This is a genomic window from Suttonella sp. (assembly GCF_056855035.1).
The window spans coordinates 1-12,992 of record NZ_JBXGGR010000114.1 but is presented as its reverse complement, the minus strand read 5'-3'; the positions used below and the strand labels follow the sequence as shown (position 1 = coordinate 12,992).

Sequence of the window (12,992 nt, the reverse complement as noted above, 5' to 3'; positions counted from 1 at the left end):
TTGTCATTGCGGCATGGGAAAGGACAATAAGGTTAAGTTTATAAAAGATTATTTTGCTTAAAAAACGCTAGATAGCACCTATTTTGTCCCTTAGGGCTAAAGAACTCGAAAACAGCACCTAAAATGTCCCTTTGCCCAAATTATTAGATATTTATACCCAATACAATTTGTTATGGAGTGTGTCAGTCCGGCATAAATGCCTAAAAACCAGCCATGACAAATTGTGTTGAGTATAAACATTTAAGCTGCTAATTTATAGAGAAGTAAGTCGGATACAAGTATCCGACTTACCGATTGAAAAATGATTAATTTTGACGTGAATTGACTATAACTAAGAATCTATTATTCAGAATTTTTTTGCCGCTCGCTTTCGCTTAATTTACGTCTTAAGACTTTCCCTACATTAGATTTGGGCAATTCCTCGATAAACTCGTAAATCTTAGGGCGCTTATAGTTCGTCAAATGCTGCTTGGCAAATTCGCGCAATTCATGCTCGCTGATTTGCTGATTGGCCTTAGCGACAATAAAGGCTTTTACCGCCTCACCGGTATTGCTATGTTTGACGCTAATGACCGCGCATTCATGCACTGCGGGATGCTCTGACAACACGGCTTCCACTTCATTAGGATAAACATTAAAGCCTGAGACCAAAATCATATCTTTTTTGCGATCGACAATTTTCACAAAACCTTGCGCATTCATACGCGCAATATCGCCGGTTTTAAACCAACCGTCGGCAGTCAGTGCTTTCTGCGATTCTTCCGTTTGATTCCAATAGCCGATCATGACTTGCGGTCCGCGCACCCATAATTCGCCCGCTTCATCAACAGGCAGAGGATTATCCTGATTATCGCGGATGCTGATTTCCGTATCCGGCATCGGATAGCCGATACCGTCGGTAAACTCTTCATTTTCCAGCAAATTCGCACAGACAATCGGCGAAGTTTCCGTCAAACCGTAGCCTTCGATCAGCACATTACCGGTGACTTTCTGCCATTGCTCCGAAACGATTTTTTCCAGCGGCATGCCGCCAGAAACCACAAAACGCACTTTGCTGAAATCCAATTGCGAAAAATCTTTCTGATTTAACAAACCCTTAAATAGCGTATTCAAGCCCGTCATTACCGTAAAAGGATGGCGTTTCAAGATATTGATGAAACTTTTCATATCGCGCGGATCGGTTATCAGCACATTATGCATACCCAAACTGGTAAAGCATAAGGCATTTACCGTACAGCAAAAAATATGATACAGCGGCAAAGGCGTGATACAAATCAGCGAAGGCTCTTTAATCGCACTGCCCACCCAAGCCTTTACTTGGGCGATATTGGCCAATAAATTGGCATGACTGAGCATGGCGCCTTTCGCCACGCCGGTCGTGCCGCCGGTATATTGCAGCATGGCGATATCGTTTGCCGCCATCTCGACCGGCTGAAAGGATAATTGCATGCCTTTGCGCATCACTTCTTGATAAGACAAAGCGCGCTCGATGTGAAAGGGCTGAATCAATTTGCGCACGTATTTGACGACAAAATTGACCAAACAGGCTTTGAAAAAAGGATGCTCATCGCCAAAGCGGGTAATAATCACGTCTTTGACCTGCGGCAATTCGCTTTGCACTTCGGCAAAGGTATGGGCGAAATTCTCTACGATGACAATGCCGCGGACGCCGGCATCTTTGAGCTGGTGTTTCAGCTCTCTTGCGGTATAGAGCGGATTGACGTTTACCGCGACAATGCCGCTGAGATAGCAGGCGTATAAAACGACCGGATATTGCAAAATATTCGGCATCATCAAAGCCAAACGGTCGCCTTTTTGATAACCCAATTCCTGTTGCCAATAAGCGGCAAGCGCCTTTGCACGGCGCAATACGATATTAAAACTTAAGCGCGTTCTGAAATTGCTAAATGCCGGCAAATCGCCGTAGCGCGCCACCATATCTTCGATAAATTGCGCCAAATTCGTATATTCTGCGGGCGGTAGTTGATGCGGAGTGTCGCTGTGATACTGGGATAACCAAGGTTTATGGCTAGCAGGATCTGCAATCATATTAGGTTCTACCATTGTTAATTCTAAAATTTCTCTGAATATACAAAGGAAAAGCGGCACATGACATATTCATATACCGCTTAACGCATTACAACATTTGTTCTTGGAATTTCGCCAAGTATTCCGTCGCTTTCGGCGTCGTATCCCAATCGGTCAAATATTTCGGACGCTCGCCTTTAAACTCGAACATCACATGCGTATTTTCCTGATAAATGCGGCTGACAATCGCCTTGCGCACCATCACCGTCTGAAAATCATCCACGCCGATCAGCCAATCGTTTTCCGCGTTTCGGCTGGCGCTGACCAAGTTTTTCAGGCGCATTTTCACGATTTGGTCATGCGCGCCTTTGAATTTGTGGGTGCTGCTTAATTCGGTTTGATCACAGAAAAGGACAACGGTTTTTTCCTTGCTGCACATCACGGCATCAATCGCTGCCGGCAAAGCGGCAATATCGGGTGCCAAATTGAGCAAGCCATGTTGTTTGACTAAAGCCTCGTATCGCTGACGCAAAGCATCTTCGCCTTCGACAACATATTCAGCCGTATCTTCACGCCCATTGAGCGTATAGCTGTAATTGCCGGCAATTTCGCGCGTTGTCGTCATCCAATAGACGTCTTTAATGTTTTCTGACATTTTTACTCCCTTATACACAATATCAATTGATGAGGTTTATACATTCCCTGCTTCTAAATCCATCCAGCGTTCGAGCAAGACATCCAATTGCTCCTGCGCCGCCTGCAAAGCCGCATAAACGCGAGCCTGCTGCTCATGGCTTTGCTGATAAAAATCGGCAGCGGAAACCTGTTGTTCCAATTTGGCAATCTCCGCTTCCTGCGCTTCGATGCGCGCCGGCAATGCCTCCAATTCACGCTGATATTTATAGCTTAATTTGGTTTTGCTAACTGATTTGTCATCATTTGCTTTGCTATTGTCTGTGTCGGCGGCATTTTTTTCAAGTCTTGAGGGATTGTTTTTCTCATTTGGCGGCGGATTTTCCGCCTCTAATTGCTCAATCGCCCCGCCTTGTTCCAACCAATCGGCAAAACCGCCCGGCACTTGCTCAATCCGCGATTTGGCGCGGTTAAACACCCAAGAGCGCGTCACCACCTCGTCTAAAAACTCGCGGTCATGGCTGACAATCAGCACCGTGCCTTTATAGCCGTCCAGCATTTCTTCCAATAACTCTAAAGTTTCCACGTCCAAATCATTAGTCGGTTCATCTAAAACCAAAAGATTCGCCGGTTGCGCCAATAATTTTGCCAGCATCAAACGCGCTCGCTCGCCGCCGGAAAGCGCAGATACCGGCGTATTCCAACGCTCGGGCGGAAAGAGGAAATCCTGCAAATAGGCGGCGACATGTTTGCGTCCGCCGTTGATTTCGATGAAATCCTTGCCTTGTCCCAAACTCTCGCGCAAAGTGTCCTGCTCATTTAACTGACTGCGCAACTGGTCGAAATAAGCAATTTCCAACTGCGTACCTAAGCGCACACTGCCCTGCTGTGGCTCAAGTTTCCCCAGCAGTACGTTCAGCAAGGTCGTTTTGCCGACCCCGTTCGCACCGATTAAACCGATTTTTTCGCCGCGCTCGATAATATCGCTGAAATTCACAATCATGGCGGGCGCATGCTCATGTACAAAATGTACATTTTCCGCCACAATCACTTGCTTGCCGCTACGTTCTCCGGCATCGATGCTGATGTTTGCCTTACCCTGCTGCGCAATCCGCCGCGCGCGCTCCATACGCATGGCTTTCAGCGCCCGCACCCGCCCTTCGTTGCGCGTGCGTCGTGCCTTGATTCCCTGACGAATCCACACTTCTTCTTCCGCCAATTTCTTATCGAAACGCGCCTGCGCCTGCGCCTCCGCATGCAGAACTTCCTCGCGCGTACGCAAAAAGCGCGCATAATCCGCCGCCACATCCAGCAAACGTCCGCGATCCAATTCCCAAATCCGATTAGCCACCGCGCGCATGAAAGCGCGGTCATGCGTAACGAAAATCACCGCGCCGGCAAAACGCTGCAAAAACTGCTCCAGCCAAGTAATGGCGCCGATATCCAAATGGTTGGTCGGCTCGTCGAGCAGCAAAATATCCGGTTTGCGCAACAATACGCGCGCCAGCCACACGCGCCGCCGCCAACCGCCCGACAACTCCGCCATCTTTGCCTGAGCATTCAAGCCGAACTGCGTCAGCAACTGCTCAATCCGCGCCTCTAAAGTCCAGCCGTCCGCCGCTTGAATCAAACTCTCCAAACGCGCCAATTCCGCGCTGTCGCTGTCCTTGAAATCGGCGGACAAACGCTGATAATCGGCAATCGCCTGATAGACTTCCTGCATTTCCTCGCGCAGAACCTCCGCCACCGAACGCGCATCCGCCGCCGGCGGATCTTGCGGCAAATAGGCGATTTGCAGACCTTGCGCCGCCTGAATCTCGCCCTCATCAGGACTGTGCAGACCGCGAATCACATTTAACAAAGTCGATTTTCCCTCGCCGTTGCGACCTAAAAGAGCGATTTTCTCCCCTTTTTCAATACTGAAATTCACTTTATCCAGCAAAGGTTTCCAACCGAAAGCTAAAGACAAATCACGCGCGCTTAATAAAGGCATAGGCATTCCCGAACATATAAGAAAAGGTTATTTTAGCATCAGCGGCTTTGCGGTATCATGCGCACTTGTTTTGAGACTGCCTATTTATGACTTTTTTATCGCGACCCAATACCCGCCGCCTGTGTTTTCAACTCATCGCTTTTCTGCTCGTCATTGCCTGCCTTGCCTTTTTCGCCCACAACGCCCGCAATAATCTGCAACAAATCGGGCAAAGCGTGGATTTCGCTTTTCTCGGCAGCCGCGCCGGTTTTGATATCGACCAAAGCCTCATTCCCTACACGCATGACGACTCCATCGCCCGCGTTCTCCTCGTCGGACTGCTCAACACCTTGCTGCTCTCCGCTCTTGCCGGCAGCGCCGCTACCCTACTCGGCATCCTCTGCGGCATCCTGCGTCTGTCTAAAAACTGGCTGGTTTCCGCCCTGACCGGCATTTATATCGACGTTTTCCGCAACATCCCCCTGCTCCTGCAAATCTTCTTTTGGTATTTCGCGGTGCTATCCGTTCTGCCCATGCCGCGCGCCAGCACCCTGACCCTCGGCTGCGACGAAAACCAAAGCTGCCTAGCCGTATTGAGCAATCGCGGTCTCAGCCTCGCCGCCCCGCATTGGCAACCGCTTTTGCAACAAACATTGCTGATTGCCCTTGCCGCTTTGCTATTGAGCTTCGCCCTGCATTATTGGAACCGTCGCCGCCAGCAAAAAAGCGGCAACATTCTTTCTCTTGCTTGGCTCTATCCCCTGTTGATAATCGCCGCCCCGCTTATCTACTATTTCGCCAATATCAGCCCCGATGACTACGAACTGCCGGTTTTAAGCGGCTTTAACTACCGCGGCGGCATTACCGTCCTGCCCGAATTTGCCGCCCTCTGGCTCGCCCTGACCCTATACAGCGCCGCCTACATCGCCGAATACGTCCGCGCCGGCATTCAATCGGTAGCCAAAGGACAAAGCGAAGCCGCCGTCTCATTAGGCTTGCCGCAAAGCCGCATCATGCGGCTCGTCATTCTGCCGCAGGCATTGCGCGTCATCATTCCGCCGCTGAGTAATCAATATCTAAACGTCGTGAAAAACTCCTCACTTGCCGCCGCCATTGCCTACCCCGATTTGGTCTCGGTATTTACCGGCACGGCGCTCAACCAAACAGGACGCGCGATTGAAATCATCGCCATTACTATGGCGATCTACCTTAGCATCAGCCTGCTGATTTCACTCGCCATGAACCTCTACAACCGCCGCAGCGCGATTAAGGAACGCTAATGACTCCGCAGATGTACGACTATCTTTCCGAACGTCCCGCACCTGCCGGCAGCACCGGCTTGACTGCTTGTCTCAAACAGCGTCTCTTCTCCAGTTGGGGCAATAGTCTGCTGACCCTGTTCAGCCTACTTTTTCTTGCATGGATACTGCCGCCGCTTGTCAAATGGCTGATTATCGACGCCACTTGGCAGGGCAGCGACAAAGCCGCCTGCGCCCTTCATGAAGGCGCTTGCTGGCCTTTTATCGGCGCGCGCTTGGGGCAATTTTTCTACGGCTTCTATCCCGATGAAGAACGCTGGCGCGTAACCTTAGTATTCTTTTTAATTGTGCCGCTGTTTCTGCTCTCGGTCATCTTCTCCAAAAAGCACGTCCGCCATTCGGCGGTGCTTGCCAATATGCTCCTGATGCCGATTATCTGCTGGATATTGCTGCGCGGCGGCAGTTTCGGTTTGGAATCCGTGCCGACCAATAAATGGGGCGGCATGATGTTAAGCCTTGTCATTAGCTCGGCGGGCATTCTCTTTTCCCTGCCGCTGGGCATTTTGCTGGCTCTGGGACGCAGCTCCGACATGCCCCTGATTCGCTGGCTCTGCATCGGCTTTATCGAATTATGGCGCGGCGTGCCGCTGATTCTGATACTTTTCATGTCATCCATCATGCTGCCGCTGTTTTTCCCGACCGGCATGACGATAGACAACCTCATCCGCGCCCTTATCGGCGTGGCATTATTCGCCTCCGCCTACATGGCGGAAGTCGTGCGCGGCGGCTTGCAAGGACTATCTAAAGGACAATACGAAGCCGCCGACAGCATTGCACTCAGCTACTGGCAGAAAATGCGCCTGATTATCCTGCCGCAAGCCCTGCGCCTCGTCATTCCCGCCATTACCAATACCTATGTGGGACTGTTCAAAGAAACCACCCTCGTCTCTATCATCGGCTTATACGACTTCCTAGGCATCGTGCATTCCGCCAGCCAATCCCCCGAATGGCTGGGGCTGGGCATGGAAGGCTATGCCTTTACCGCCCTCGTCTATTTCATTATCTGCTACGGCATGACGCGCTTCAGCTACCGCGTGGAAAAACATTATCATCAAGGACACTAATATGAATCCCATGATTTCAATACAGGCGCTCAATAAATGGTACGGCAAATTCCATGCCCTCAAAGAGATTACTCTTGAAGTCGCGCGCGGCGAACGCCTTGTCATCTGCGGACCTTCCGGCTCGGGCAAATCCTCCCTCATCCGCTGCATCAACCGCTTAGAAGACTACCAAGAAGGGCGTATCTACCTAGACGGCGAACTGCTGGACGGCAGCTTGCAGCAAACTCGCAATCTGCGGCGCAAAGTCGGCATGGTCTTTCAGCAATTCAACCTCTTTCCGCATCTCAGTATCTTGGACAATCTCACGCTCGGGCCGATTTGGGTCAAACGTCTGCCCAAGCAGGCGGCGGAAGACAAAGCGCGGCAATTCCTCGAACGCGTCGGCATTGCCGAGCAGGCGGAAAAATTTCCCGGACAACTCTCCGGCGGACAGCAGCAGCGCGTCGCCATCGCCCGCACCCTGTGCATGGATTGCGAAGTCATTTTATTTGACGAACCCACCTCCGCCCTCGACCCCGAAATGATTAAAGAAGTGCTGGATGTGATGATAGAGTTGGCGGAAGAAAGCAATATCACCATGCTCTGCGTGACCCATGAAATGGGCTTTGCCCGCCAAGTCGCCGACCGCGTCGTCTTTATGGACAAAGGGCAAATCATCGAAATCGACAGTCCCGAGCAATTTTTCCAAGCGCCCAAACATCCGCGCGCCCAAGAATTCCTCAGCCAGATTTTGCACAATCAGCATTAACACGCCGCTAAGGCTGCAATTCCGTCAGATAGCGCCAATAGCGGCGCGGCATCCGTCTGGCTTGCAGCGGTGCATTGCGGCGGTTGTCAATCGTCGTGCTCTTAAAATACTGCCGCCACAGCGCTTGATAATGCGCTTCCGCTTCGCTTAGCTGCGTTTTTCTTGCCTGCTCCAGTAGCGTATCCAGCAGCATGAGCCGTCCGTCTTCATGATAAATGCCGTAGGCGCGGCGGCGGTCGTATATCGCCCAGCGCATCTGCGGATAGCGGCGGCGAAAATGCGGCGCAATCAGCGCCAAAATATCGTAATCCGGCGCAATACCGGCAAAAAAGAGCTCATTATCATGCGCTTCAAAACGCACAAAGGCTTCCATGCGATGCTTTTCCTTGCTCACCGCCTGCGCCCATTTTCCCCATTGCAGCACATCGGGATTGCCCTTATCGGCAAAAAAACCGCGCTGCGGATGCGCCAATGCCTGACGCACAAGGCGCAGAAAGGTATCCGCCATCGCAGGATCCGCATACAGAAACCCGTAAAGCAATTGCCTGTCTGCGCCTCTGTGCAATTGCTGTTGCAGGCGTTTGAAAACCCGCTCCGCCTGCTCGGCATTCCTGGCAATCCATATCGATTGGGCGAATAAATCCCCGCTTTGCGTCTGCGTCTGCGCGCTAATGCCGACCGCCTCCAGCGGCAGTTTCGCCGCATAAACATGGAAAACCGCGCTTAATAAGCCCTCAAAGCTGCCGTCATAAATCAGTTGATATGCCATCAAACAAAGCCATTTGCTGCATGCCGCCGCTGCTGCCGCGCTGCCATTTGCTGCGGCTGTCGGCAAGCAGCAGCTCGCGCAGGTGCGGATTATCCAATTCGGCGGTGCTGGTAAGCGTTTCCGCCAAATCGATGAAATAGCGGGCGCGATTCGTCGCCACGCCCATCTGCTTTAATATCTCCAACGTAATACGTCGATAGCGCCTTGCCTGAATGATTTTCCGCGCCGATTTCAAACCAATTCCCGGCACGCGCAGAATCATTTCCAAAGCCGCCGTTTGCAGACGAATCGGAAACACATGGCGGTGACGCAAAGCCCAAGCCAATTTGGGATCGATATCCAAATCCAAAAAAGGCTGACTGTTATCGACCAGCTCCTGCGCGGCAAAACCGTAAAAACGCATCAGCCAATCCGCCTGATAAAGGCGGTTTTCCCGCCGTAGCGGCACTTGCGCCGACACCTCCGGCAGGCGTTTATCCGCCAAGACCGGCACATAGCCCGAATAATAAATCCGCTTCAAGCCGTATGCGCGGTAAAAATGATCCGCCGCCTGAATGACCTGTTTATCCGTTTCCCCCGTCGCACCGATAATGAACTGCGTGCTTTGTCCTGCAGGGGCGAATTTGGGCGTGCTGCGCAAACGGCGGCGGCTGTCTTGATGCGCGATAATACTGTTATTGATATGGCGCATTGGCTGGGTCATATCCTGATGATTCTTCTCGGGCGCTAATAATTTCAAGCCCGAAATGGTCGGAATCTCCATATTGATGCTGAGACGATCGGCATACAAACCCGCTTCGTCAAGCAATTCCGGCGAGGCTTTGGGAATGGTCTTCAAATGAATATAACCGTGAAACTGATGCTCCAAGCGCAGTTTTTTGGCAATCAGCACCAAGCGTTCCATGGTGTAATCGGGATTTTTGAAAATGCCGGAACTCAAAAACAGCCCTTCAATATAATTGCGTCGGTAAAAATTCAGCGTTAAATCAACAACTTCCTGCACCGTAAATGCCGCCCTCGCAATATCGTTGCTGCGCCTTGACACGCAGTAAGCACAATCGTAAATGCAATGATTCGTCAGCAGGATTTTCAAGAGGGAAATGCAGCGCCCGTCCGGCGTGAAGCTGTGGCAAATGCCCGAGGCGGCGGAATTGCCCATGCCGGCACCGCCGTTCTGCCTTTTGCCGCCGCTGGAAGAGCAAGAAACGTCGTATTTGGCAGCATCCGCCAAAATCCCTAATTTTTTCAGTAATTTTTCCGTATTCATTTTTCCCCCGCCAAGCAGCGCATTATACAAAGAAAACCATGTTTTTTTCATGACGGAAAAATAGGTAACAGCTAGCAAGTCAAGATCAATCAACAAAATTTCAACGAAAAATAAAGTAATAAACAATAAAAACCTCAAAAGACTTTATATCTTTTACTAAAAACTTTACAATATCGTCAGTGATTAACAGAGAAAAGGAGCACTGAATGAGCACTCGTCAAGAACATGATTTACTCGGTTATCGAGACATTCCCGCCGATGCCTATTACGGCATTCAAACCCTGCGTGCCTTTGAAAACTTCAATGTAACCAATGTGCGTCTGCATCAATTTTCCACCTTCATCCGCGCTTTTGCCAATGTGAAAAAAGCGGCGGCGATTGCCAACCATGAAGTCGGCGTATTGGCGGCAGAGATTAAAGACGCTATTTGCTCCACCTGCGATGAATTATTGGCAAATCAATTACATGAGCAATTCATTGTGGATATGTTCCAAGGCGGTGCCGGCACTTCCACCAATATGAATGCCAATGAAGTGATTGCCAACCGTGCTTTGGAATTACTGGGACATGAAAAAGGACAATATCAATTCGTCCACCCGAATAACCACGTCAATCTCTCGCAATCTACCAATGACGCCTACCCTACCGCCCTGCATCTCGCCCTTGACGATTACTGCGTCCGTCTTTTAGGCAAAATGCAAATTCTGCACGACAGCTTCCTCAATAAAAGCAAAGCCTTTGGCGACAAATTAAAAATGGGACGCACCCATTTGCAAGATGCGGTGCCCATGACGGCAGGACAGGAATTCCAATCCTTTGCGACCATGATTGAAAAAGAAATGGCGCGCATCGAGCAAACCCGCGAGCAACTCTATGAAATCAATATGGGCGCCACCGCCATCGGCACCGGCTTAAATGCACCGGCGGGCTATGCGGAAGCTTGCGCGGCGGCACTTGCCAATCTGACCGGCAAGCCTTATCACACCGCTGCGGATTTGGTCCAAGCCACGCAAGACACCAGTGTATATGTCGCCCTATCCGGCAATTTGCGTTTATTAGCGACGCGTTTATCGAAAATCGCCAATGATTTGCGCCTGCAATCTTCCGGTCCACGTGCAGGATTGGCGCAATACCGTCTGCCAGAAATGCAGCCGGGCAGTTCCATCATGCCGGGCAAAGTCAATCCCGTGATTCCCGAAGTGGTCAATCAGGCCTGCTTCCATGTCATGGGTATCGACCATTCCGTCGCCTTGGCTTCTGAAGCCGGACAATTGCAGCTCAATGTTTTCGAACCTGTCATTGCCTTTAATTTATTCACCGGCATCAATATGTTGGCGCATATCTGCGAAACCTTTGCGCGCAAATGTATCGACGGCATTGAAATGAATGAAGAACATTGCCGCGAACAAGTCTTGTCGAATATCGGACTGGTAACCGCTTTGAATCCGCATATCGGCTATGAAGCTTCCAGCCATGTGGCGCGCGTCGCGCAGCAAACAGGCGGCAGCGTTTACGACATCGTTTTATCGGAAGGCTTGCTGGATAAAGCTAAGTTGGACGAAATTATCGCGCCTGAAAACATGGTATATCCGCGTAAGGCTTGATGGGGGAAGATTAGCCGAAGCTTCATGTTTCGGCTAATCTGATTAATTAATAGTGTCTTCATGAGTTAATCTATTATGTCTGTTATGTTTTTTGTGCAATTTGCAATTGTTTTGCTCTGTATATTGGTCGGTGCGCGGGTAGGCGGCATCGGTTTGGGGGTCTTCGGCGGCTTAGGGCTTGCCATTTTGACTTTCGGCTTCGGTCTTGCGCCGGCAGGACTGCCGATTGACGTGATGTTTATGATTATGGCGGTCGTTTCTGCTGCGGCAGCGATGCAGGCGGCAGGCGGTTTGGATTATATGATTAAAATCGCCGCCAATATTTTACGCCGCAATCCCAAATACATCACTTTCATGGCACCTGCCGTAACTTGGACCTTTACCGTGCTTGCCGGCACCGGACACGTCGCCTATTCGGTCTTGCCTGTAATTGCGGAAGTCAGCCGCCATAACGGCGTGCGCCCCGAGCGCCCTTTATCAATGGCGGTCATTGCTTCGCAATTTGCCATTGTCGCCAGCCCGATTGCAGCGGCAGTGGTTGCGGTAGTGAATTACCTTGAGCCGCAGGGCATTCATCTCGGTGATGTGTTGAAAGTAACCATCCCTGCCACCCTTCTCGGCTTGGGACTTGCTTGCGTTTTTGTCAATAAAATGGGTAAAGAACTCAATCAAGATCCGCAATATTTAGCACTTTTACAAGACCCTAACTATGCCAAAGAAAGCAATGTAGGCGAAACCTTAAGTCAGCAAAAAATTACCGCTTCCGCCAAATTATCGGTAGGATTGTTCTTATTTGGCGCAATTTTAGTGGTCATTATGGGCGCGATGCCGGAACTGCGTCCGAGCTTTGAGGGTAAAGCCATGGGTATGGCGCACACCATCGAAATCATTATGCTGACAATTGGCGCGCTGATTATTCTCTTCTGCAAACCTAATGCCGATGCCATTACCAAAGGTTCGGTTTTCCATGCCGGTATGCGTGCCGTGATTGCTATCTTTGGTATTGCTTGGTTAGGCGATACGCTGATGCAGGCGCATATGAGCGAAGTAAAAGAAATGGTCTCAGGATTGGTGCAAACCGCGCCTTGGACATTCGCTTTTGCCTTATTCCTGCTCTCTGTTTTGGTCAATAGCCAAGGAGCCACCGTGGCAACATTATTCCCCTTAGCTATCGGATTAGGCATTCCTGCGCCGATATTGATCGGCGTCTTTGTGGCGGTTAACGGTTATTTCTTCATTCCGAACTACGGTCCGATTATCGCTTCTATTGACTTCGACACCACGAAAACCACAAAAATCGGTAAATATATCTTTAATCATAGCTTTATGATACCGGGATTGCTGAGCATGGCATTTAGTCTTGCCTTCGGCTTGCTTTTTGCCAATCTGTTTTTGTAATCAGCTATTGCTCAAAGTAAAACGCCTGCAATGCGGGCGTTTTTATGCGCCTTGAATTGTCAAACCAAGTGCAATACTTTTTTAAAGTAACCTTCATAAGGTGTTTTCCAGCCTAAACACTTTCTCGGTCGTAGATTTAATTTGTCGACGACCAATTGAATATAATCATCGCTCCACCGGTTTATATCCT

10 protein-coding genes and 1 pseudogene are annotated in these 12,992 nt (G+C 50.3%); 5 read left to right on the top strand and 6 right to left on the bottom strand.

Translation table 11 applies throughout. The features are described 5' to 3' along the window. Nucleotides 1–342: 342 nt before the first annotated feature. The 3 genes from ACJHVI_RS10315 to ACJHVI_RS10305 form a co-directional block, all read right to left on the bottom strand. Nucleotides 343–2,064, bottom strand: coding sequence for an AMP-binding protein (locus tag ACJHVI_RS10315; protein WP_483184648.1), 1,722 nt, complete (start codon nt 2,062–2,064; stop codon nt 343–345). A gap of 73 nt (nt 2,065–2,137) precedes the next feature. After that, the gene (locus tag ACJHVI_RS10310) at nt 2,138–2,683 is read right to left on the bottom strand and encodes a hypothetical protein (RefSeq protein WP_483184647.1); all 546 of its coding nucleotides are present in this window, start codon (nt 2,681–2,683) and stop codon (nt 2,138–2,140) included. Nucleotides 2,684–2,719: 36 nt separating this feature from the next. Continuing rightward, a complete protein-coding gene (locus ACJHVI_RS10305; RefSeq protein ID WP_483184646.1) occupies nt 2,720–4,654 on the bottom strand; it encodes an ATP-binding cassette domain-containing protein in 1,935 nt (644 codons plus the stop codon). A gap of 86 nt (nt 4,655–4,740) precedes the next feature. Between ACJHVI_RS10305 and ACJHVI_RS10300 the strand changes: the two genes are divergently transcribed. Genes ACJHVI_RS10300 through ACJHVI_RS10290 form a run of 3 tightly spaced genes read left to right on the top strand, consistent with a single transcriptional unit; the run spans nt 4,741 to nt 7,764 of the window. Then, nucleotides 4,741–5,913 (top strand): amino acid ABC transporter permease, encoded by a 1,173-nt coding sequence (locus tag ACJHVI_RS10300; protein WP_483184645.1) that lies wholly within the window; start codon nt 4,741–4,743, stop codon nt 5,911–5,913. After that, nucleotides 5,913–7,016: an amino acid ABC transporter permease gene (locus ACJHVI_RS10295; RefSeq protein WP_483184644.1), complete on the top strand. Its 1,104-nt coding sequence runs from the start codon at nt 5,913–5,915 to the stop codon at nt 7,014–7,016. Before ACJHVI_RS10300 ends, ACJHVI_RS10295 begins: the two co-directional genes overlap by 1 nt. A 1-nt stretch (nt 7,017) precedes the next feature. Beyond that, complete coding sequence (locus ACJHVI_RS10290; protein WP_483184643.1) at nt 7,018–7,764, top strand: amino acid ABC transporter ATP-binding protein; 747 nt, start codon at nt 7,018–7,020, stop codon at nt 7,762–7,764. Between the two features lie 7 nt (nt 7,765–7,771). Here ACJHVI_RS10290 and ACJHVI_RS10285 read toward each other — a convergent pair whose 3' ends face one another. Further along, nucleotides 7,772–8,533, bottom strand: a complete 762-nt coding sequence (locus ACJHVI_RS10285; protein WP_483184642.1) for a TIGR03915 family putative DNA repair protein — start codon at nt 8,531–8,533, stop codon at nt 7,772–7,774. After that, complete coding sequence (locus ACJHVI_RS10280) at nt 8,511–9,800, bottom strand: putative DNA modification/repair radical SAM protein (RefSeq protein ID WP_483184641.1); 1,290 nt, start codon at nt 9,798–9,800, stop codon at nt 8,511–8,513. Before ACJHVI_RS10280 ends, ACJHVI_RS10285 begins: the two co-directional genes overlap by 23 nt. A 206-nt stretch (nt 9,801–10,006) precedes the next feature. On the opposite strand from ACJHVI_RS10280, the gene aspA reads away from it, so the two are divergent. Together aspA and ACJHVI_RS10270 are read left to right on the top strand one after the other, a co-directional pair. Further along, a complete protein-coding gene (aspA, locus tag ACJHVI_RS10275; RefSeq protein ID WP_483184640.1) occupies nt 10,007–11,404 on the top strand; it encodes an aspartate ammonia-lyase in 1,398 nt (465 codons plus the stop codon). 75 nt (nt 11,405–11,479) lie between these two features. Then, entirely contained in the window at nt 11,480–12,802 is a 1,323-nt protein-coding gene (locus tag ACJHVI_RS10270; RefSeq protein ID WP_483184639.1) for an anaerobic C4-dicarboxylate transporter, read from the top strand. Between the two features lie 59 nt (nt 12,803–12,861). On the opposite strand, the pseudogene ACJHVI_RS10265 reads toward ACJHVI_RS10270, so the two are convergent. Further along, nucleotides 12,862–12,992: pseudogene (locus ACJHVI_RS10265) on the bottom strand (IS30 family transposase); the annotation flags it as partial.

Coding starts and splice junctions, on each gene's coding strand:
- ACJHVI_RS10315 (WP_483184648.1), bottom strand. CDS start 2,064: ATGGTAGAACCTAATATGATTGCAGATCCTGCTAGCCATAAACCTTGG.
- ACJHVI_RS10310 (WP_483184647.1), bottom strand. CDS start 2,683: ATGTCAGAAAACATTAAAGACGTCTATTGGATGACGACAACGCGCGAA.
- ACJHVI_RS10305 (WP_483184646.1), bottom strand. CDS start 4,654: ATGCCTTTATTAAGCGCGCGTGATTTGTCTTTAGCTTTCGGTTGGAAA.
- ACJHVI_RS10300 (WP_483184645.1), top strand. CDS start 4,741: ATGACTTTTTTATCGCGACCCAATACCCGCCGCCTGTGTTTTCAACTC.
- ACJHVI_RS10295 (WP_483184644.1), top strand. CDS start 5,913: ATGACTCCGCAGATGTACGACTATCTTTCCGAACGTCCCGCACCTGCC.
- ACJHVI_RS10290 (WP_483184643.1), top strand. CDS start 7,018: ATGAATCCCATGATTTCAATACAGGCGCTCAATAAATGGTACGGCAAA.
- ACJHVI_RS10285 (WP_483184642.1), bottom strand. CDS start 8,533: ATGGCATATCAACTGATTTATGACGGCAGCTTTGAGGGCTTATTAAGC.
- ACJHVI_RS10280 (WP_483184641.1), bottom strand. CDS start 9,800: ATGAATACGGAAAAATTACTGAAAAAATTAGGGATTTTGGCGGATGCT.
- aspA (WP_483184640.1), top strand. CDS start 10,007: ATGAGCACTCGTCAAGAACATGATTTACTCGGTTATCGAGACATTCCC.
- ACJHVI_RS10270 (WP_483184639.1), top strand. CDS start 11,480: ATGTCTGTTATGTTTTTTGTGCAATTTGCAATTGTTTTGCTCTGTATA.